The organism is Streptomyces sp. NPDC051976, from assembly GCF_040680795.1.
Lineage (GTDB): Bacteria > Actinomycetota > Actinomycetes > Streptomycetales > Streptomycetaceae > Actinacidiphila.
Window position 1 is genome coordinate 76,799 of record NZ_JBFAXL010000036.1, and the last position, 19,951, is coordinate 96,749.

The following is a 19,951-nucleotide window of genomic DNA, read 5'->3' on the forward strand; positions in this document are numbered from 1 at the left end:
CGATGGGCATCCTCGCCGACAGCCTCGACAAGGCCACCGCGAACACCGCCACGCGCCCCATCCCGAAGACCGCGCCCGCCCAGATGCGCTTCCTCGTCAAGGTCTCCAAGGGCTCCACCCGCGCGGTCGCCGAGCGCCTCGGCATCTCCCAACGGACCGTGGAACGCTATGTGAAGGGCCAGCTCAAGCAGCCCCGCAAGGACCTCGCCGCCCTTCTCGCCCGCGAGGTCCGCCGCGACTGGCAGCCCCGCGTCCAGGACCGCGCCAAGAAGCGCGCCGCGCAGACCGGCGGCATCGTCATCGAGACCCGCGCCCGCTTCGGCTTCACCGCCGCGCCCGGTACCACCGACGACGCCCGGGTACGCCGTATCACCCAGCACCTCCCGCCCGCCTACGCCGCCCGCCTCTTCGACGCGCGGGCCGCGGGCGCCACCGAGCAGCAACTGCGGGCCATCGCCGCCGAGGGGCTCCAGGAGATCTACTTCAAGGACCGCGGCCGCCGCGCCCAGGACCTCGCGGTCGAGTTCACCGACATCGACTACGTGGAACTCGACTTCTAGACCTGCGGGTTCACGTTCCGGTGCCCGGCGTCTCCAGGGCGCGGCTCCCCGCGGAAAACCCCTTGGCCCGAGGGTGGGCGGGCGTGGCAGTCTTGCGCGGTGACTCCCGATCTGCTCCCCGGCGTCCTGCGCTGGGACGAGGTGGACCCCGCCCGTCACCCCTTCGACGCGGCGTCGGCCGCGGAGGTGGTGCGCTCGCTCGGGCCCGCCCGCCAGGTGCCGCGGCGGCCCGAGGTGTCGTTCGCCGATCGGGTGATGAGCGAGTGGAGCTGGAACGAAGGCCGGCTCTGGGGCGACGCGATGTCGCACGCGCTGGTGGAGCGGTACGGCCTGTGGGCCGCCGGCTGGCGCTGGGCACTCGACGAGGGGGACTTCGACGGCGGGCCGGTGGGCAGCTGGTGCTGCCCGATGCACTCGATGGCCACCCCGGAGGAGACGCTCGACCGGGTCGTGGCGGGACTGTGCGAGTGGCGGGACTGGCTGGAGACCCTCGCCCGGTGGTTCGAGGCGTATCCGCTGGAGCTGACCGCCGTCGAGGACCAGCGGATCCTGTGGGAGCGCGCGGCCCGCAACATCATCCTCCAGGTGACCGACCGCACCGGGTGCGGCAGCGGCTGGTACGGGCACTGCCACCAGGTCCTCAGCTGGTTCCTCAGCCGCTGGGGAGTCCCGCCCGACCTGGCACGGGAACTGGTCGAGGAGGCGGTCGGCGGGCGGTTCAAGTCCTGGAGCGGCCCCGACCCGGTGCTGGTCGACGACATCGCGGAGAAGCTCGCGCTGTCGCTGCGGCCCGACGACGGCGCGGCGCCGTCCGACGCACTCCCCGACCACCTGGAGCGCTGGCTCGCGGTGCGGGACGAGGCGCCCTGGCACGAGGTACCGGACAGCCGCGCGGACGGCGACGAGCCGGTGATCCCGTTCCGTGACGGCGCGGCGGAGGACATCAGAGCCTTCGACGGCAGCGTGGACGCGGCCAGGGCCGCCGGGCTGCTCGCCGCCCTGGAAGCGCTGCGGGCCGACGCCGCCCGCGGCGCCCCGCTGGACTTCGCGACGATCCGCCGCTGGCAGCAACACGTCCTGGGCGGCGAGCGGTTGCCGCCGTTCCGTACCGAGCCCGCCTTCGCCAAGCGCGGCCGGGAACGCTACGGCATCGGCCCCGACACCCGGGCGCGGCTGGACGCGTGCCTGGCGCAGAGCGCGGCGGACGACGCGCGTCCCATGTCGCTGCCCGCCCGCGCGGCTCGTGCCTATCTCGACGTCTGCTTCTTCCACCCCTTCGACGACGGCAACGCCCGCGCGGCCTTCCTCACCCTGGTCTTCGTCCTGCCCCGCGAGGGCGTGGTGCTGGACAAGGTCAGCCTGCTGCGCCGCCACTCCTTCCGGGCCGACGCTCCCCGCGACGCCGTGGCCCTGACCCGCTATGTGGACCTGCACATGAAGGAGACCCGCCGCAGGGCCGTCGCACCCACCGCCGTGAGCCCGTAGCCGGGAGCCCGTGAGCGGCCCGTCAGCGCAGGGACTCGGGCAGCTCCTCCCGGTGCACGATGCCGAGGCGCTGCGTGGCGCGGGTGAGCGCCACATACAGGTCGCTGGTCCCGAAGCGGCCCGGCTCCACCACCAGCACGTGGTCGAACTCCAGGCCCTTGGCCTGGCGCGGGCCGAGCAGCACCACCGGCCGGGTGAGGTCGGGTTCGGCGCCCGCGGTGACGCCGTCGAGCCCGGCGGCGATCTCCTCGTGCAGCTCGCGCGGCGCGATCACCGCCAACCGCCCCTCTTCCGGGGTGAATTCGGCGACTGCTCGCGCCACCGCGCCCGCCAGATCCGCGCCCGAGTCGCGCGTCCACGGCTTCTCGCCGGTGGAGCGCACCGACGCGGGCGGTGCGAACGACGGGTCCTGGGCGCGGACGACCCGGGCGGCCAGGTCCATGATCTCGGTGGGCGTACGGTAGTTGACCCCCAGCCGCACATGCGCGAAGCGGTCACCGACGTACGGCTCCAGGATCGCCCGCCACGAACCGACGCCGCCCTCCTCCGAGGTCTGCGCCGGGTCGCCGACCAGCGTCAGCGAGCGGGTGGGGGAGCGGCGCATCAGCAACCGCCAGGCCATCGGCGAGAGTTCCTGCGCCTCGTCGACGATGATGTGGCCGAACGCCCAGGTCCGGTCGGCGGCGGCCCGCTCGGCGGCGCTGCGGTGGTCGGCCTCCTCCTGCCGCTCGGCCATCCGCTCGGCGTCGATGATGTCGTGGGCGGCCAGGATCTCGGACTCCTCGTCCTCGAACTCGTAGGTCGCCGACCCCTGCGACAGGTCCAGCACGCCCTGCGCGTACGCGATCCGCTCCTGCCGTACGGCCTCGGCGGCGGCCCGCGCGGCGCTGTCGTCGCTGCCGAGCAGCTCGGCCGCCTCGTCCAGCAGCGGCACGTCGGCCGGGGTCCAGTCGTCCCGCGCGCCCGGGGCCGCGGCCGCGCGCCGGATGGCGTCCGCGTCCTCGGCGGGCAGATACACCGGGTCGGCGAGATAGCCGGCGAGGAAGTCCTCGGGCGTCAGCGCCGGCCACAGCTCCGCGATCGCGGCACGCACCTCCTCACTGGCCGCGACGCCCTTGCCGAGCTGCGCGATGTCGTCCGCGCCGAGGAAGTTCGGGCCGCCGTACGGGTCCGCGCCGATCCGCTCGGCGAGCTGCGCGGTCAGCGCGTCGATGACGTGGAACGCGAAGTACGGGCGGGCCAGGTTGTGCGGCAGCGCGGTCTCGCGGGCCGCCTGCCGGGCCTCGTAGGCGATCTCCCAGTCCAGCACGAGGTCACCGTCGTCGTGCGCGACGACCACCGGCGCGCCCGGCTCCGGCAGGTTCTGCCGGTCGCGTACGGCGAGGGCGAGCGCCTCGGCCATCCCCGCACCGCCCTTGACCGCGGCGGCGCGGGGCGTGTCGGTGCCGCGGGCGTGGACACCGGGGAAGAGCTCGGCCTGGGTCGCCAGCATGACGCCGGTCTCACCGAGCGCGGGCAGCACCTCGCCGATGTACCGCAGGAACACCGGGTTGGGACCGACCACCAGCACCGCCCGCTTGGCCAGCAGCTCCCGCTGCTCGTACAGCAGGAACGCCGCCCGGTGCAGGGCGACCGCCGTCTTGCCGGTGCCCGGCCCGCCCTCGACGACCAGCACCCCGCGGTGCGGGGCCCGGATGACATGGTCCTGCTCCGCCTGGATGGTCCGCACGATGTCGCCCATCCGCCCGGTGCGGGCGGAGCTGAGCGCGGCGAGCAGCACGGCGTCACCGCTGGGGTCCTCGAAACCGCTGCGCTCGCTGTCCCCGAGGTCGAGGATCTCGTCGTGCAGCTCGGTCACCGTGCGGCCCTCGGTGCCGATGTGGCGGCGGCGCCGCAGGCCCATCGGGGTGTGCCCGGTGGCCAGATAGAACGGCCGGGCGACCGGCGCCCGCCAGTCGATCAGCAGGGGTGTGCGTTCCGTGTCGTCCGCACGAATTCCGATACGGCCGATATGGTGCGCCGAGCCGTCCCGCAGATCAATACGGCCGAAGCACAGCGAGCCGTCCACCGCATTCAGAGCCGCCAGCAGGCCGGACCGCTCGGCGACGAGCACATCCCGTTCGAGCCGCGCCTGCAGCCCGTTCCCCACCGGCGTCAACGCCTCGGCGACACGCTCGGCGGCGACACCGCGCAGCGTGTCGACACGGTCGTAGAGCCGGTCGAGGTATTCCTGCTCATTCCGCAATTCGACGGTCTCGCGAGTTGACAAAGTCGCCCCCTGTCCGATAACGTGCTTCTCGTGGCCCCCGCTGAGGGGCCTTTTTCTGTGCGCACACAGAAAAACTCAATATACGCGAGGAAATGCCCGTGCCGCAATTGCGGCACGGGCATTTCCGGTGGCCGGGACGGGGCCGCCGCCCTGGGAGACCCGTCTGCCAGAATCGGCCCCATGGCTGAGCACGGCGGCGACAGCGGCTATCTGCTGGACAACAAGCAGGCGCAGGCGGGTGTCCGCTTCGGCGCGCTCGCCGAACTCTTCGACCCGGTGACCTTCCGCCACATCGACGCGCTCGGCATCGGCGCGGGGATGCGCTGCTGGGAGGTCGGCGCGGGCGGCCCCTCCGTACCGCTGGGGCTGGCCGAGCGCGTCGGCCCGACGGGCACCGTGGTCGCCACCGACATCGACACTTCCTGGACCCGCGACATCGCGGGCGGCGCCATCGAGGTGCTCCGCCACGACGTGGCCGCCGATCCGCCCCCGCCCGGCGCCTTCGACCTCGTCCACGCCCGGCTGGTCCTGGTGCACGTCACCGACCGCGCCGAGGCCCTGCGCCGGATGGTCCAGGCGCTGCGCCCCGGCGGGTGGCTGCTGCTGGAGGACGCCGACCCCGCCCTGCAGCCGCTGCTCTGCCCGGACGAGTCGGGCCCGGAACAGCGGCTCGCCAACCGGCTGCGCACCGGCTTCCGCACCCTGATGGCGGCCCGCGGCGCCGACCTCGGCTACGGCCGCACCCTCCCGCGCGTGCTCCGCGAAGCAGGCCTTGCCGATGTGGCCGCCGACGCCTACTTCCCCCTCACCTCGCCCGCCTGCACCGTGCTCGAGGACGCGACGGTGCGCCAGATCCGGCACCACCTCACCGCGCAGCACCTGGCCACCGACGAGGAGATCGACCGCCACCTCGCCAACGTCGCCACCGGCCGCCTCGACCTCGCCACGGCCCCGATGATCTCCGCCTGGGGCCGCCGCCCGTAGCGGTGCGGCGGGGTTGTCACGGGGTGCGCAGCGTGGTGGCGGCTTTGTACGTACGCAGGACCGGGGCGGTTTCGATACGGGTGATGGGGTCCAGGGCGATCTTGCGGGTGAGGTAGTGGTGGAGTTCCTCCGCGTCACCGCACAGGGCGTGGGCGACGAGGTTGGTGGGGCCGGTGGTCGCGGCGACGACGGCCAGTTCGTGGTGCCCGGCCAGCTCGGTGGCGACGGCGTCCAGGCGGGAGGGGGCGACCTGCATCCACAACAGCGCCGACACGGTCACGCCCAGCAGCGACGGGTCGATGTCGACGTCGAAGAACAGCGCGTCACGTGACCGGAGTTCGGCGAGTCTGCGGGCCGCGGTGGCGGGTGTCGCACCGGTCGCGGCGGCGAGTTCCGCGTAACTGAGGCGGGCGTCCTCGCGGAGCGCCTCCAGCAGCACGCGGTCGGCATCGGTGAGCAGGTAGGCGGAGCCGGCCGACTCCGCCCGGGGCACGCCCGGTTCGGGTCCGGCCCCGCTCCCGGCGCGCAGCCGTGTCTGCTGGCCGGCGTCGAGGGTGTCGACGCGTCCGCGCCACGCGGTGGGTCCGCCGAGGTAGGTGTGCAGCAGGTAGTGGGCGGAGACCGCGGTGATGCCGCTGGTACGGGGGATGTCGCGGAGCAGGAGGGCGTGGGCGTCGGGGCCGGTGGGTGTGGTGTGGATGATCGCGACGATCTCCGTCCCGCCGGAGGTCAGCCGTACCCACGAGGTGTCGGGGCGGCGGGCGAGCGCGACGGCGATGTCATGGGCGGTACGCGTGGCCGCCGTGAGCCGTACGAACCACTGGTGGGTGCCGGAGCCGCGCGGGGTGGGCAGCGCGACCACCCGGAGCCCCGCCTGCGCGTACAGGCGCCGGTAGCGGCGCACCACCGTCTGGGTCGAGGAGCCGAGGACATCGGCGAGGAGCGTGAACGGGGCCCGCGCGTCGATGTGCAGGGCGTGGATCAGTCCGCGGTCGAGGTCGTCCAGTGCGAGCATATCCAGCAATCTAACTCCTGTTGATGGCAGAAATCATCGATCTCCGCGACGGAGATGGAACCAGAACATGGCGGCCCCGGAAGGTGGTGACCGGTCAGGGTCCGCCGCGCCTCGCGGGCCCCCGTACGCGAGCCGCGCCTCGCACCACCAGGGGAGGACGTATGTCCCACAGCACCCGTCACGGCACGCCGGGCGTCACCGGCCAGGAGCCGCAGGCCGTCGCGCCGCCCTCACCGCCCGCACCGACCGTGTACCGCTGGCGGTGGGCCGCCCTCGCCGCGGTGCTGGTCGCGGAGGCGATGAACCTGCTCGACGCGACGATCGTGCAGGTCGCGGGGCCGGTGATCCACACCGATCTGGGCGGCGCGGACGCCGTCATCCCGTGGTTCAGCGCCGCCTACACCCTCGCGTTCGCCCTCGGGCTGCTGACCGGTGCCCGGCTCGGCGACATCGCGGGCCGCCGCCGTGTCTTCCGCGTCGGAGTGGCCGCCTTCGCGGCCGCCTCCCTGGCGTGCGCGCTCGCACCGGACCCGGAGGTGCTCATCGGGCTGCGCGCGCTGCAAGGCGGCGCGGCGGCGCTGGTCATCCCGCAGACGTTCGGTCTGATCCGGGCGATGTTCGACGGCGACGAACTGCCCAGGGCGCTGGGCACGATCGGCCCGGTGATGGGCCTGTCCGCGGTCCTCGGCCCGGTCCTCGGCGGTGTCCTCACCCACGCCGACCTCTTCGGCTCCTCCTGGCGCGCCTGCTTCCTGGTCAACCTGCCCCTCGCAGCGGTGGTGCTGGTGATCGCGCGGAGGCTGCGCGAGGACCGGGCGCCGGTACGGCCGCGGCTCGACCCGCTGGGTACGGCGCTGGCGATGACCGGCACCGCGCTGGTGGTGTGCCCGCTGGCGACCGGCACTCCGGGCCCCGGCGGCTGGGCGGCGGCGGGTGCGGGCGCGGCCGTGCTGGTCCTGTTCGTGGCCCACCAGCGCCGATCCGCGCGACAGGGCAGGGCCCCGCTGGTCGAACCGGCGCTGCTGCGGGGCCGCGCCTTCCCCGCCGCCCTGGCCACCTCCACGCTCTTCTTCGCCGTCATGAACGGCGTCATGATGACCGTGGTGCTCCACCTGGAACTCGGCCTGCACCGCGGCCCGTTGGCCGCCGGCCTGACACTGCTGCCGTGGTCGGCGGGGCTGGGTGCCGGGTCGTGGGCCGCGGGCGCGTATCTGGTGCCGCGGTACGGGACCCGGGTGATGCACGCGGGTGTCGCCGCCCTCGCGGTCGGACTCGTCGCCGCGATCCTCGCCTACCGCGCCGCCGCCCCGGCCGCGTACCCGGCCGGACTGCCGTTCGCGCTGGCCGTCGCGGGGCTGGGCACCGGCCTGTTCACCCCGCCGTTCTTCACCACCGCCCTGAGCGGCGTCGGCCCGCAGGAGACCGGCTCGGCGGCCGGACTCCTCAACGCCGTCCAGCAGTTGGGCGGCACGCTCGGCCTCGCGGTGGTCGGCGGTGTCTACCTCACCACCGACGGCAGCCCCCGCACCGCCGCCCAGGCCGCCCTCGGCACGGCGGGGGCGATCCTGGCGGCGACCGCGCTGGCCGCGGCGCTGATGACGGCCCGCCCGCGGGACCAGGAGGGCGACCTGAGCCGGCAGCGCCGGGCGTCGTAGCGACGACGGCAGGCCCGTCCATCGCGCCGCCAAAAAAGGACGGGCCCGGTGGGGGCCGCGGTGTCTATATTCCTGGGCATGCCCGAGATACAGCTCCTCCGTCCCGACCACGCAGACGCGTTGCTCACCTTCGAGCGGGAGAACCGGGCGTACTTCGCCGCGGCCGTCCCCGACCGGGGTGACGCGTTCTTCGCGCGGTTCGACGAGCAGCTCAGCGCCCTGTTCGCGGAGCAGGACAGCGGGGAGTGCTACTTCCACGTGGTGGTGGGCGCCGAAGGCGAGGTGCTCGGGCGGATCAATCTCTACGACGTGGCCGACGGCGGCGCCGACCTCGGGTACCGGATCGCCGAACGCGCCGCGGGCCGCGGGCTGGCCACCTGGGCCGTACGGGAGATGTGCGGCATCGCCGCCCGCGGCTACGGGCTGACCGTGCTGCGGGCCGCGTCCCGGGAGGACAACCTGGCGTCGCGGGCCGTACTGGTCCGCACGGGCTTCACCGTCGTCGGCGCGCGGGAGCTGGACGGCCACCCCGGCCTGGAGTACCTCCGCGGCCTCGCGGACGTCACCGCTCCGGCCGGGGCCCTGGGGGACGAGCCCCGCGCGCGCTGACACGCGTCACGCCCGGCCGCCGAAGAAGACCTGCACCTCCCGGATCAGCCCGTCCCGTACGGTGATGGCCTCGACGTTGCGGTGCCGGTCGCCCGTGGTGAGCACGTACTCGTAGTACACGAGGACCAGTTGGTCGTCAGCGGGCGTGACGTGCAGCAGGCGCTGTTCGGTGAACCGGTCGGCGGTGGGGAAACACCGGGCGAAGAACTCCGCCTTGTCGATGTGGTCGTCCTGCGGGCTGGTGAAGGTGAAGTCGTCGGCGTAGAGCGGGAGGGCCGCCTCGCGGTCCTGCTCCCGGTAGCAACGGAACGCCTCCTCGACGACGCTCGCCGGGTCGTTCTTCATGCGACCTCCGTGCTGGGTCGGCCGGACTGCCCTGTCCACCCAGCGTAAGAGCCGGCCCTGCGAGTCCGGCGGCGCCTTGCCGGACTCCAGGCGGTCACCCCGCGGCGTCGGGGCCGGGGCCGAGCACGGTGCGGCCGGTCGCCGGGAGGCGGCGGCGACCGGCCGTGCGGCACCCCGGGGGTGTCGCGTCAGTGGGGGAGTGTGCCTCAGCGGGCGCTCTCGGTAGCGGGCTTGCCGCGGCCCCAGGCCCAGGCCAGGCGGTCGGCGCCGCTGGGGTTGTTGGTGGTCAGCCAGGGGGCGTCGGGGCTGCCGGTGAGGGATTCGAGGCTGTAGGTGTCGCCGGTGCGAAGGCCCGGCCAGTACACGGCACCCATGTGCAGGGCCCGGAAGACGTCGGTGTCGGCCTGGAGGAAGGCGACCTCGTTGTTGCCGTCGGCGGGCTGGTCGTAGTCCAGTCCGGTGGTCATCGAGGAGCCGAACTCGTCGGCGACGGTGCGTCCCGCGCAGTCGCCCAGGCGCTGCTTCAGGTCGGCGGTCCACTCGTCGTAGGTGTGCGTGCCCCAGAAACCGTAGTGGTGGAGGGAGAGGTAGGTGCCCTTCAGGCGGGGGTCGGCGCAGACGGACACGACGCTGTCGTTGTAGCCGCTGCCGCTGACGAAGATCCGGTCGCGGGGGACGGCCGGGAAGGTGTGCAGCCACTGCGCGGCGATGTCGGCCCACTGGCCGGGGGTGTAGCCGTGGGGCTCGTTCATCGGCTCGAAGTACACCCGGTGGTTGCCGGTGTACGTGCGGGTCACCGTGGTCCACATCCGCCAGAAGGCGGCGGTGTCGTCGATCAGGCCGTCCTTGCGGGCGCCGGTGCCCTCCCAGTAGGAGACGATCACCTGGAATCCCTGGGCGGTGGCGGCGTCGATGACGGCGCGGTAGGCGTGCCAGTAGGGGCCGTTGACGGTATACGGGTTGATCGGGAGCCGGACGGTGTCGGCGCCCAGGTTGGCGCGGAACGCGGCGATGATCCGGTGGGCCTTGGTATACGTCGTGGCGTAGCCGTCGGACAGCGACAGGCCGGACAGGACCACCGGGTCGTCGGCGTAGTTGTCGCGCGGATCGGCCCAGTTGACGCCCTTGAACCGGCTGGTGTCCGGTGCCTGGGCGTGGGCGGGGGCGGCAGCGGGCGCCGGGTCCGCCGGGTGTGCGGCCGCTGCCGGTACGGCGCAGAGCAGGGCGGTCGTGCCGGTTGCCACGGCGGTGGCGACCAGGCGGCGCAGGGCCCGCCGGGACGAGTGGATGGGCATGGAGGCGCCTCTCGGTGCATGCGGGGAATGTCCGCTGGTCCCCGCGGCGGGCGACGGCGGCATGGACGATGTTTGCGCTGCCATCAGTGACTGGTAGGCGAGTTTGAGCCGTCCGGTTCGGATGCGTCAAGGGCTTCGCGCCGCGAAGATTACGTAAACATTGATCTGCTCCAGAGTCTTGCCAGGACGCCGATGGTTACGTAACCATCTGCCGGGAGAGGACCGGCCCGCTCGTATGGGCATCGGCCACGACACCAGGGAACGCGACATGGCAAGCACTGCACCCCCGACGGCGAGGAGCGGACGCGCGTCCGCCGCGTCCCGCCCGCGAGGGCCGGGCCGCGGAAGGCGGTGGACCGGCTGGGGCTTCGTCGGGCCGTTCATCGCCGTCTTCGCGCTGGTCTTCCTCGCGCCGATCGCGTACTCGGTCTATCTCAGCCTGTACCGCGACCAGTTGATCGGCGGCAACCACTTCGTGGGCCTGGCCAACTACCGGCAGGCGTTCGGCGACCACGAGTTCTGGTCGGGGCTCGGGCGGGTGGCGCTCTTCCTGGCTGTCCAGGTGCCGGTCATGCTGGGCATCGCTCTGCTCGTCGCCCTCGCCCTCGACAGCGGGCGCCTCTACGGCCGCGGCTTCTTCCGGATCTCGATCTTCCTGCCCTACGCCGTGCCCGCGGTGGTCGCCACCCTCATGTGGGGCTTCATGTACGGCAAGAGATTCGGCCTGGTGGCGAGCCTCAACGCGCACCTGCACACCTCGATACCCGACCCGCTCGGCCCGCACTGGGTGCTGGCCGCCATCGGCAACATCGTGACGTGGGAGTTCGTCGGCTACAACATGCTGATCTTCTACGCGGCGCTGCGGGTGATCCCGACCTCGCTGTACGAGGCCGCCGAGATCGACGGCGCCGGGCAGTGGCGGGTGATCGCCTCGATCAAGATCCCGGCGATCCGCGGCGCCCTGGTGATCGCCACGGTGTTCTCGGTGATCGGCAGCTTCCAGCTGTTCAACGAGCCGAGCATCCTCAAGAGCCTGGCGCCCAACGCGATCACCACGTACTTCACGCCCAACCTCTACACCTACTCCCTGTCGTTCGCCGGCCGGCAGCACAACTACGCCGCGACCGTCGCGATCCTCATGGGAGTCGTCACGATGATCGTCGCTTACGCCGTGCAGCTGCGCGGCATGCGCAAGGAGAGCTGAGCCGTGGCCGCCGACACCAGCACCGTACGACGTCCCGAGCGCCGGATCCCGCTGCGTGCCACGCCACAGCGGCGGACCGCCCGCCGGGCGCACTCCACCGACCGGCCCCGGCGCAGCGTGCTGCTCACCGTGCTCACCTCGCTGGTCGTGGTCTACACGCTCATCCCGCTGGCCTGGCTGTTCATCAACGCCACCAAGACCCAGCCGAAGCTACTGAACTCCTTCGGCCTGTGGTTCAGCGGCCACTTCGCGCTGTGGGACAACATCCGGCAGACCGTCAGCTACGACGACCACATCTTCCTGCGCTGGCTGCTCAACACCCTGCTGTACGTGGTGCTGGGCGCGGGCGGCGCCACCTTCCTCGCGGTCCTGGGCGGATACGGGCTGGCGAAGTTCGCGTTCCCCGGCAAGCGGGGGGTGTTCGCGGTCGTCATCGGCGCGGTCGCGGTCCCCGGCGCGGCCCTCGCGGTGCCCACCTTCCTGATGTTCAGCAAGCTCGGCCTGACCGACACCCCCTGGGCGGTCATCGTGCCCTCGCTGATCTCGCCCTTCGGCCTCTACCTGATGTGGGTGTACGCCTCCGAGGCGGTCCCCGACGAACTGCTGGAGGCGGCCCGGATGGACGGCTCGGGGGAGCTGCGCACCTTCTTCCGGATCGCGCTGCCGCTCCTGGCCCCGGGCATCGTCACCGTGCTGCTCTTCACCGTGGTCGCGACCTGGAACAACTACTTCCTGCCGCTGATCATGATCAAGAACCCGGACTGGTACCCGCTCACCATCGGCCTCAACTCCTGGAACGCCCAGGCCGCGACGGCCGGCGGACAGCCGGTCTTCCACCTCGTGATCACTGGGTCGCTGCTGACGATCGTCCCCTTGATCGCGGCCTTCCTGCTGCTCCAGCGCTACTGGCAGTCCGGTCTGGCGGCCGGAAGCGTCAAGGAGTGACCCCGGGCGCCGGGTCGCGGCGCCCGCCCCGCACCACCTCATCACGACCCGGCGTCCTCGGCCGCCCATGTGCCGACGGCGCACGCACCCCAACCCGCGACCCCCAACCCTCAACCGCGCCCTCCGCGTTCCTCACGCCCGGACGAAAGTGACACGACATGAGACACACGACCCTCTCCCGCGCCGCGGGGGTGCTGGCCACGCTGTGCGCCGCCTCGCTCGGCCTGGTGGCGTGCGGTTCCTCCAGCGGTTCCGGCTCCGACGGCGGGGGCAAGACCTCGGCCTCCGACGTGCAGTCCGCCCTCGACAAGGGCGGGGACATCACGGTGTGGGCCTGGGAGCCCACCTTGAAGCAGGTCGTCGCCGACTTCCAGGCCAAGTACCCCAAGGTGCACGTGAAGCTGGTCAACGCCGGTACCGGCAACGACCAGTACACCGCGCTGCAGAACGCCGTGCAGGCGGGCAAGGGCGTGCCCGACGTGGCCCAGATCGAGTACTACGCGCTCAGCCAGTTCGCCCTCGGCAAGTCCGTCACCGACCTCGGCGCGTACGGCGCCAAGAGCCTGGCGAAGTCCTACTCGACGGGCCCGTGGAGCTCGGTGAACGTCGACGGCGGTGTGTACGCGCTGCCGATGGACTCGGGCCCGATGGCCCTGTTCTACAACAAGAAGGTCTTCGACAAGTACAAGCTGCCGGTGCCCACCACCTGGGACCAGTACCTGGACGACGCCCGCAAGCTCCACAAGGCCGACCCCAAGGCGTACATCACCAGCGACACCGGCGACGCGGGCATGACCACCAGCCTGATCTGGCAGGCCGGCGGCAAGCCGTACAAGGTCGACGGCACCAAGGTGTCGGTGAACTTCGGGACCGACGCGGGCACGGCCACGTACACCAAGGTCTGGCAGCAGCTGATCAACGAGCACTTGCTGTCGCCGGTCAGCGGCTGGAGCGACCAGTGGTACAAGGGCCTGGCCGACGGCACCATCGCCACCCTGGCCACCGGCGCCTGGATGCCCGCCAACTTCACCTCCGGTGTCGCCTCCGCCTCCGGTGACTGGCGGGCGGCGCCGCTGCCGCAGTGGCAGGCCGGGCAGAACGCCAGCGCCGAGAACGGCGGCAGCTCGCTGGCCGTGATGAAGGCGGGCGGCAAGAAGGACCTGGCCTACGCCTTCGTGCAGTACGCGACGCACGGTGCCGGGGTGCAGACCCGGATCAAGAACGGCGCCTTCCCCGCCACCACCGCGGACCTGGACTCGGCGGCCTTCCAGAACGAGCCGTTCCCGTACTTCGGCGGCCAGCAGGCGAACAAGATCTTCGCCGAGTCGGCCAAGAACGTCCTGCCCGGCTGGTCGTACCTGCCCTACCAGGTCTACGCCAACTCGGTCTTCAACGACGCCGTCGGCAAGGCATACTCCTCGGGCACGCCGCTGACCTCCGCCCTGACCGCGTGGCAGGACAAGTCCGTCAGCTACGGCAAGCAGCAGGGCTTCACCCTGCAGTAGCCGGGGTGTCCCGGTCGGCCGGCCCGCGGGTCGGCCGACCGGGCGGCTCCCGGAGGGGTGATCCCCGGACTCGGAAAGGGGCCGCGCGTCGGCCCGTGCGACAAGGCGAGATGCGAGCAGGCAGTGGCGGACAGCGAAACGGCCGGGCGGGCCGAGGACGCGGGGGCGCCGGCGGAGACGTCCGCGGGCAGGCGGCGGCGGAGCGCGTCGATGGCGGACGTGGCACGGCTGGCCGGGGTCTCGGCCCAGACGGTCTCCCGGGTCTCCAACGGCTCGCCCGGCGTGGTGGAGTCCACCCGGGGGCAGGTCCTGGCCGCGATGAAGGAGCTGGGCTACCGGCCCAACAGCGCCGCCCGGGCCCTCAAGCGCGGGGAGTTCCGCACGCTGGGCGTCATCCTGTTCAACCTCTCGACCACCGGGAACACCCGCACACTGGAGGCCATCGCCACCTCGGCCGCCCACGAGGGATACGCCATCACGCTGCTCCCGGTGGCCCTGCCCACCCAGGACAGCGTGCGCGGCGCCTTCACCCGGATGGGGGAACTCGCCGTCGACGGGGTCGTGATCCTGATGGAGGCGCACCTCCTGGACGCCTCGACGGTCACCCTGCCGCCGCACTCGCACGTGGTGGTCGTGGACTCCAACGCGGGGGACCGCTACTGCGTGGTGGACACCGACCAGGTCGGCGGGGCGCGCGCCGCGGTGCAGCACCTGCTGGACCTCGGGCACGACACCGTCTGGCACCTGGCGGGCCCCGCGGACTCGTACTCCGCGGAACGCCGGGTGGAGGCGTGGGAGCACCAGTTGCGGGCGCGCCACCGCATGGTCCCGGAACCGCTGCGCGGCGACTGGACCGCCGAGTCCGGCTACCGGGCCGGGCTCCGGCTCGCCCAGGAGCCGGACTGCACGGCCGTGTTCGTCGCCAACGACCAGATGGCGCTGGGTGTGCTGCGCGCCCTGCACGAGGCGGGCCGCCGGGTGCCCGAGGACGTCAGTGTCGTCGGCTTCGACGACATCCCGGAAGCCGCCTGGTACCTGACCCCGCTGACCACCGTTCACCAGGACTTCTCCGAGGTGGGGCGGCGCTGCGTGGAGCAGCTCCTGCGGCAGATCCGTACCGAGGAGGAGCGCGGGGTCACCCTGGTGCCGACCCGGCTGATGGTACGGAGCAGCACCGCGCCGCCGGGCGCACGCGGCTAGGGCCCGACAAGCCCCTGGCGACCGGCCCCCGCGTTCCGGGGGTTCCACCCCGCGGACGTGCCTTGACACGCGGAAACGCCGTGGCACACACTCGAATGGTTGCGCAAACATGACTCTGAAGGAGCCAGGCCCCATGCCCCAGTTGCGGATCGACCCCGACGGTTTCCGGCTGGACGGAGAGCCGTTCCGCATCATCGCCGGGGGCCTGCACTACTTCCGCGTCCATCCCGGGCAGTGGGCCGACCGGCTGCGCAAGGCCCGGCTGATGGGCCTGAACACCATCGACACCTATGTGCCGTGGAACCTGCACCAGCCCGAGCCCGGCCGCTTCCTGCTCGGCGACGGCCTGGACCTGCCGCGCTTCCTCGAACTCGCCGCCGCCGAAGGGCTGCACGTGCTGCTGCGCCCGGGACCGTACATCTGCGCCGAGTGGGAGGGCGGCGGGCTGCCCTCCTGGCTGCTGGCCGAGCCCGGCATCCGGCTGCGCGCCAACGACCCCCGCTATCTCGCCGCCGTCGACGGCTACTTCGAGGCGCTGCTGCCCGTGGTCCTGCCGTATCTGGCGACCAACGGCGGCCCGGTGCTGGCCGTCCAGGTCGAGAACGAGTACGGCGCCTACGGCGACGACACCGGCCATCTGCGCCACCTGGCCGACCGGCTGGGCGAACTCGGCGTCGACGTACCGCTGTTCACCTGCGACCAGCCCGACGACCTCGCCCGCGGCAGCCTGCCGGGCGTACTCGCGACGACCAACTTCGGCAGCCGCGCCGCCGCCGGTCTCGCCGCGCTGCGCGCCCGCAGGCCCGAAGGGCCGCTGATGGTCACCGAGTTCTGGAACGGCTGGTTCGACCGGTGGGGCGGCCTGCACGTCATCCGTGACGCCGCGGACGCGGCGGCGGAACTCGACGCCGTCCTGGCGGCCGGCGCCAGCGTCAGCCTCTACATGTTCCACGGCGGCACCAACTTCGGCTTCACCAACGGCGCCAACGACAAGCACACCTACCGCCCCACCGTCACCTCCTACGACTACGACGCCCCGCTCGACGAGGCGGGCGCCCCCACCGCCAAATACCACGCCTTCCGCGAGGTCATCGCCCGCCACGCGCCCGTCCCCGACGAGCCCGTGCCCGCGCCCTCGAAGAAGCTCAGTGCCCTGGGCATCGCCCTGGACCGCGTCGCCCCGCTGCTGGCCGGCGCCGCACTGCTCGGCGAGGCGGTCAGCGGCCCGCGCCCCCTGACCATGGAGGAACTCGGCCAGGACTTCGGCTTCGTGCTGTACGGGACCCGGCTGCCCGACGCGGGCACCACCCATCTGTACGTCGACCAAGTACGCGACCGCGCCCAGGTGTTCGTCGACGGCGCCGCGGTCGGCGTGCTGGAACGCGAGAGCCACCACAAGGCGCTCACCTTCACCGCGCCCCGGGCCGGGGCACGCCTGGAGGTGCTCGTGGAGAACCAGGGCAGGGTCAACTACGGCCAGGGCATCCACGACCGCAAGGGCCTCCTCGGCGACGTCCTGGTGAACGGCCGCGCACCGCACGAGTGGACCAGCCGCCCCCTGCGCCTCACCTCGCTGGACGCCCTGGACTTCACCCCCCCCACCGCCCACACCACGGGCCCGGCCTTCCACCGGGGGCTGTTCGACGTCGAGACCCCCGCCGACACCTACCTCGACCTCGGCGGCTGGACCAAGGGCAACGCCTGGGTCAACGGCTTCCACCTCGGCCGCTACTGGTCCCGCGGCCCGCAGCGCACGCTCTACGTCCCGGCCCCCGTCCTGCGCGCCGGAGCCAACGAGATCACCGTGCTCGAACTCCACGCCACCGCCCGCACCACGGTCGCCCTGCGCGACGAACCCGACCTCGGCCCCCTGGAGGAGTAGACCCACCGGCGGCCGCCCAGGTGACGGGCGCCCGGCCGCGGGAAATGACCGGGCGCCCGCGGCGCGGATCGTGCCAGGATGCTCGGCATGCCTGGACGCGCACTGAGCTTCGGAACCATCGCGGAAGCCTACGAGCGGTACCGGCCCGGGTATCCGGCGCAGCTGTTCGACCTGGTGATGGCGTACGCCGACCGGCAGATCCGCACCGCGCTGGAGATCGGCGCCGGTACCGGCAAGGCCACCCGCGTGCTGGCGCAGTGGGGGGTCGCGGTCACCGCCACCGACCCTGACCAGGCCATGCTGACCGAGCTGCGCAAGCATGTGCCGCCGAGCGTCACGGCGGTACGGGCCGCGTTCGAGGACCTGCGGCCGGGGGAGACGTACGGCCTGGTCTACGCGGCGGCGGCGCTGCACTGGACGGAGCCGGAGGGCCGGTGGCCGCGGGTGGCCGCGCTGCTGGAGCCGGGCGGGGTGTTCGCGTGTTTCGGCGGGCCCGTGCATCTGGCCGACCCGGCCGTGGCGGAGGCGGTGCACGCGGCGCGCGCCCCGTTCCTGGCGAGCGACGACGTGCCGTCCCCCGACGGGACGCCGCCCGGCCACCCCCTGCAGTGGCCGGGCAGGGAACTGCGGCGGTCCGCGTGGTTCACCGACGTCCGGCAGTCCGTGATCGACCGCACCCTGACGATGAGCGGGCGCGAGTACGTCGACCACCTCTCGACCGTCTCGGCGTATCTGGTGCTGCCCGCGAAGCAGCGGGAGCAGGTGTTCCGGCGGATCCTGCGGGTGCTCCCTGAGCGGGTGGAGCTGACCGCCGACATCACCGTCCACCTCGCCCGCCGCTGCGACGACGGCGAGGAGCTGTCCGGCCCGGATCGGCCGGACGGTTCCTAGGGCGCGTCCCTCGCGGGCCGACTCCCGAACTCCCGGCCGCCTGCGTCCTGTTCACGACATTGTCCCTTAGGTCCCTGCCTCGGGCCGTGCCGCAGCCCCTACGGTGCGGAGCGCCCAGCGCCGCCGGTTGTGCGGCGGCTCCGGTGGCAGGACCGCCGGAGCCGTTCGGTGCGCTGACCCCCCACTGCCCGAAGGGACATGATGAAGCGCGAGTTGATACCGAGGCGACCCGCCCTGGCAGGTGCGGCGGCGTTCGCCGCCACCCTGTCCGTGGGGCTCGCCCTGCTGCCCGGGGCCGCCTACGCCGCCCAGCCCTCCGGCCGTTCCGCCCCGGCCGCCGCCCCCCACCGGGCCTGCGCGGACACCGCCGCGGGCACCGCCCACTGCCTGGCCGTGGGCGCCGACGACGCACAGGGCGGCAAGGGCCTGCTGGCCGCGGCACCGTCCGGCTACGGCCCCGCGGACATCCAGGCGGCGTACAACCTGCCCCAGGGCGGCAGCGGCGCGACCGTCGCCATCGTCGACGCCTACGACGACCCCAACGCGGAGAGCGACCTCGCCACCTACCGCAAGCAGTACGGCCTGCCGGACTGCACCACCGCCAACGGCTGCTTCAGGAAGGTCGACCAGCGCGGCGGCACCTCGTACCCCAAGGGCGACTCCGGGTGGGGCGAGGAGATCACCCTCGACCTCGACGCGGTCTCGGCGGCCTGCCCCGCCTGCCACATCCTGCTGGTGGAGTCCGACGACAACAACGACCCGAATCTGTACGCGGCCGACGACGAGGCCGTGAAGCTCGGCGCGGCCTTCGTCTCGAACTCCTGGAGCTCACCGGAGGACTCCAGTCAGACCCAGTCCGACAGCCACTGGAACGTCCCCGGCGTCCTGTTCGCCTTCGCCACCGGCGACAACGGCTACAACGGCGGCACCCAGTACCCGGCCTCCTCCTCGTACACCCTGGCCGTCGGCGGCACCTCGCTGAGCCGCTCCTCCGGCGGGCGCGGCTGGACCGAGTCGGCCTGGAGCGGCGCCGGTTCCGGCTGCTCCGCCTACGGGACCCAGCCGGCCTGGCAGAAGAACGTCCACACCGGCTGCGCCAGGAAGGCCAACTCCGACGTGTCCGCGGTGGCCGACCCGCAGACCGGCCTGGCCATCTACGACACCTACTCGGCGAGCGGGTGGCAGAAGTACGGCGGCACCAGTCTCGCCACCCCGCTGATCACCGCGATGTACGCGCTGGCCGGGACCCCCGGCAAGAGCGACGACCCCGCCTCCTACCCGTACGCGCACACCGGCGCTCTCAACGACGTGACCACCGGGAACAACGGCGGCTGCGGCGCCCCGGGGTGCTCGGCGGGCACCGGCTGGGACGGCCCGACCGGCCTCGGCACCCCGGAGGGCGTCAGCGCCTTCACCCCCGGCGGCAACCCGCCGCCGAACGGCGTGTCCGTCGCCAACCCCGGTGACCAGAGCGGCCTCGTCGGCAAGGCCGTGACGCTGAAGAACTCGGCGAGCGGCGGCTCCGCGCCCTACACGTGGTCGGCGTCCGGACTGCCCGCCGGGCTGACCCTCGACGCCGCCACCGGCACCGTCTCCGGCAGCCCCACCGCCGCGGGCACGTCGAAGGTCACGCTTACGGCGAAGGACAGCACCGGGGCGACCGGCGGCACGTCCTTCACCTGGACGATCACCAGCGGCGGCGGCACCGGCACGGTGACGGTCAGCAACCCGGGCAACCAGTTCGGCTTCACCGGCTTCCCGTCCACCCCGGTGACCGTCAGAGCCACCGACAGCAACGGCGAGCAGCTCACCTTCACCGCCACCGGCCTGCCCGCGGGCCTGCACATCAGCTCCACCGGCACCATCACCGGCACACCCACCACCGTCGGCACCTACGGCGTCAAGGTGACGGCGACCGACACGGACGGCTCCAGCGGGTCGACCACCTTCACCTGGACCGTCTTCCGCGGCTTCTGATCCCTCCCCACCCCGGAGCGGCTCCCCGCGGGCGGGGGGCCCCCCCCCCCCCCCCGCCCCGCCCCCCCCCCCCCCCCGCCCCGCAGGAAAGTCTAACCGCCCCGCCCAACAGCGCGCCGCAGGCCCCCAC

The 19,951-nt window shown here is 72.8% G+C and carries 16 protein-coding genes; 12 read left to right on the forward strand and 4 right to left on the reverse strand.

The features are described from left to right. The first annotated feature begins 2 nt into the window (after positions 1–2). Positions 3–560 carry an XRE family transcriptional regulator gene (locus AB0M29_RS29650; protein WP_365388109.1) on the forward strand — a complete coding sequence of 186 codons (558 nt, stop codon included), beginning with the start codon at positions 3–5 and terminating at the stop codon, positions 558–560. Between the two features lie 99 nt (positions 561–659). After that, complete coding sequence (locus tag AB0M29_RS29655) at positions 660–2,045, forward strand: Fic family protein (protein ID WP_365388111.1); 1,386 nt, start codon at positions 660–662, stop codon at positions 2,043–2,045. Positions 2,046–2,067: 22 nt separating this feature from the next. On the opposite strand, the gene AB0M29_RS29660 is transcribed toward AB0M29_RS29655, so the two are convergent. Next, a complete protein-coding gene (locus AB0M29_RS29660) occupies positions 2,068–4,290 on the reverse strand; it encodes a helicase (RefSeq protein ID WP_365388143.1) in 2,223 nt (740 codons plus the stop codon). A gap of 204 nt (positions 4,291–4,494) precedes the next feature. Between AB0M29_RS29660 and AB0M29_RS29665 the strand changes: the two genes are divergently transcribed. Further along, positions 4,495–5,298: a methyltransferase domain-containing protein gene (locus AB0M29_RS29665; RefSeq protein WP_365388112.1), complete on the forward strand. Its 804-nt coding sequence runs from the start codon at positions 4,495–4,497 to the stop codon at positions 5,296–5,298. Positions 5,299–5,314: 16 nt separating this feature from the next. Here AB0M29_RS29665 and AB0M29_RS29670 read toward each other — a convergent pair whose 3' ends face one another. Continuing rightward, complete coding sequence (locus AB0M29_RS29670) at positions 5,315–6,313, reverse strand: Lrp/AsnC family transcriptional regulator (protein ID WP_365388114.1); 999 nt, start codon at positions 6,311–6,313, stop codon at positions 5,315–5,317. Between the two features lie 161 nt (positions 6,314–6,474). Between AB0M29_RS29670 and AB0M29_RS29675 the strand changes: the two genes are divergently transcribed. Then, the gene (locus tag AB0M29_RS29675; protein ID WP_365388116.1) at positions 6,475–7,968 is read left to right on the forward strand and encodes an MFS transporter; all 1,494 of its coding nucleotides are present in this window, start codon (positions 6,475–6,477) and stop codon (positions 7,966–7,968) included. Between the two features lie 78 nt (positions 7,969–8,046). Continuing rightward, positions 8,047–8,577, forward strand: coding sequence for a GNAT family N-acetyltransferase (locus AB0M29_RS29680; protein ID WP_365388118.1), 531 nt, complete (start codon positions 8,047–8,049; stop codon positions 8,575–8,577). A gap of 6 nt (positions 8,578–8,583) precedes the next feature. Here the strand turns inward: AB0M29_RS29680 and AB0M29_RS29685 are convergent, their stop codons facing one another. Both AB0M29_RS29685 and AB0M29_RS29690 read right to left on the reverse strand, forming a co-directional pair. Next, positions 8,584–8,922 (reverse strand): nuclear transport factor 2 family protein, encoded by a 339-nt coding sequence (locus tag AB0M29_RS29685; RefSeq protein ID WP_365388120.1) that lies wholly within the window; start codon positions 8,920–8,922, stop codon positions 8,584–8,586. Between the two features lie 206 nt (positions 8,923–9,128). Further along, positions 9,129–10,217, reverse strand: a complete 1,089-nt coding sequence (locus tag AB0M29_RS29690; RefSeq protein ID WP_365388122.1) for a cellulase family glycosylhydrolase — start codon at positions 10,215–10,217, stop codon at positions 9,129–9,131. A gap of 268 nt (positions 10,218–10,485) precedes the next feature. On the opposite strand from AB0M29_RS29690, the gene AB0M29_RS29695 reads away from it, so the two are divergent. The 7 genes from AB0M29_RS29695 (at position 10,486) to AB0M29_RS29725 (ending at position 19,821) form a co-directional block, all read left to right on the forward strand. Next, on the forward strand, positions 10,486–11,421 hold the full coding sequence (locus AB0M29_RS29695; RefSeq protein WP_365388123.1) for a sugar ABC transporter permease: 936 nt from the start codon (positions 10,486–10,488) through the stop codon (positions 11,419–11,421). A 51-nt stretch (positions 11,422–11,472) separates the two neighbouring features. Next, positions 11,473–12,366, forward strand: a complete 894-nt coding sequence (locus tag AB0M29_RS29700) for a carbohydrate ABC transporter permease (protein WP_365388145.1) — start codon at positions 11,473–11,475, stop codon at positions 12,364–12,366. Positions 12,367–12,524: 158 nt separating this feature from the next. Next, positions 12,525–13,871 carry a sugar ABC transporter substrate-binding protein gene (locus AB0M29_RS29705; protein ID WP_365388125.1) on the forward strand — a complete coding sequence of 449 codons (1,347 nt, stop codon included), beginning with the start codon at positions 12,525–12,527 and terminating at the stop codon, positions 13,869–13,871. Between the two features lie 210 nt (positions 13,872–14,081). Further along, the gene (locus AB0M29_RS29710; RefSeq protein ID WP_365388148.1) at positions 14,082–15,071 is read left to right on the forward strand and encodes a LacI family DNA-binding transcriptional regulator; all 990 of its coding nucleotides are present in this window, start codon (positions 14,082–14,084) and stop codon (positions 15,069–15,071) included. A 133-nt stretch (positions 15,072–15,204) separates the two neighbouring features. Continuing rightward, complete coding sequence (locus tag AB0M29_RS29715; protein WP_365388127.1) at positions 15,205–16,953, forward strand: beta-galactosidase; 1,749 nt, start codon at positions 15,205–15,207, stop codon at positions 16,951–16,953. 87 nt (positions 16,954–17,040) lie between these two features. Beyond that, complete coding sequence (locus AB0M29_RS29720) at positions 17,041–17,844, forward strand: class I SAM-dependent methyltransferase (RefSeq protein WP_365388129.1); 804 nt, start codon at positions 17,041–17,043, stop codon at positions 17,842–17,844. A gap of 213 nt (positions 17,845–18,057) precedes the next feature. After that, positions 18,058–19,821 carry a putative Ig domain-containing protein gene (locus tag AB0M29_RS29725; RefSeq protein ID WP_365388132.1) on the forward strand — a complete coding sequence of 588 codons (1,764 nt, stop codon included), beginning with the start codon at positions 18,058–18,060 and terminating at the stop codon, positions 19,819–19,821. Positions 19,822–19,951: the final 130 nt, after the last annotated feature.

What these genes read in the sequence shown, in the direction of transcription:
- AB0M29_RS29650 (WP_365388109.1), top strand. Translation starts at nt 3, where the DNA reads ATGGGCATCCTCGCCGACAGCCTCGACAAGGCCACCGCGAACACCGCC.
- AB0M29_RS29665 (WP_365388112.1), top strand. Translation starts at nt 4,495, where the DNA reads ATGGCTGAGCACGGCGGCGACAGCGGCTATCTGCTGGACAACAAGCAG.
- AB0M29_RS29670 (WP_365388114.1), bottom strand. Translation starts at nt 6,313, where the DNA reads ATGCTCGCACTGGACGACCTCGACCGCGGACTGATCCACGCCCTGCAC.
- AB0M29_RS29675 (WP_365388116.1), top strand. Translation starts at nt 6,475, where the DNA reads ATGTCCCACAGCACCCGTCACGGCACGCCGGGCGTCACCGGCCAGGAG.
- AB0M29_RS29680 (WP_365388118.1), top strand. Translation starts at nt 8,047, where the DNA reads ATGCCCGAGATACAGCTCCTCCGTCCCGACCACGCAGACGCGTTGCTC.
- AB0M29_RS29685 (WP_365388120.1), bottom strand. Translation starts at nt 8,922, where the DNA reads ATGAAGAACGACCCGGCGAGCGTCGTCGAGGAGGCGTTCCGTTGCTAC.
- AB0M29_RS29690 (WP_365388122.1), bottom strand. Translation starts at nt 10,217, where the DNA reads ATGCCCATCCACTCGTCCCGGCGGGCCCTGCGCCGCCTGGTCGCCACC.
- AB0M29_RS29695 (WP_365388123.1), top strand. Translation starts at nt 10,486, where the DNA reads ATGGCAAGCACTGCACCCCCGACGGCGAGGAGCGGACGCGCGTCCGCC.
- AB0M29_RS29705 (WP_365388125.1), top strand. Translation starts at nt 12,525, where the DNA reads ATGAGACACACGACCCTCTCCCGCGCCGCGGGGGTGCTGGCCACGCTG.
- AB0M29_RS29710 (WP_365388148.1), top strand. Translation starts at nt 14,082, where the DNA reads ATGGCGGACGTGGCACGGCTGGCCGGGGTCTCGGCCCAGACGGTCTCC.
- AB0M29_RS29715 (WP_365388127.1), top strand. Translation starts at nt 15,205, where the DNA reads ATGCCCCAGTTGCGGATCGACCCCGACGGTTTCCGGCTGGACGGAGAG.
- AB0M29_RS29720 (WP_365388129.1), top strand. Translation starts at nt 17,041, where the DNA reads ATGCCTGGACGCGCACTGAGCTTCGGAACCATCGCGGAAGCCTACGAG.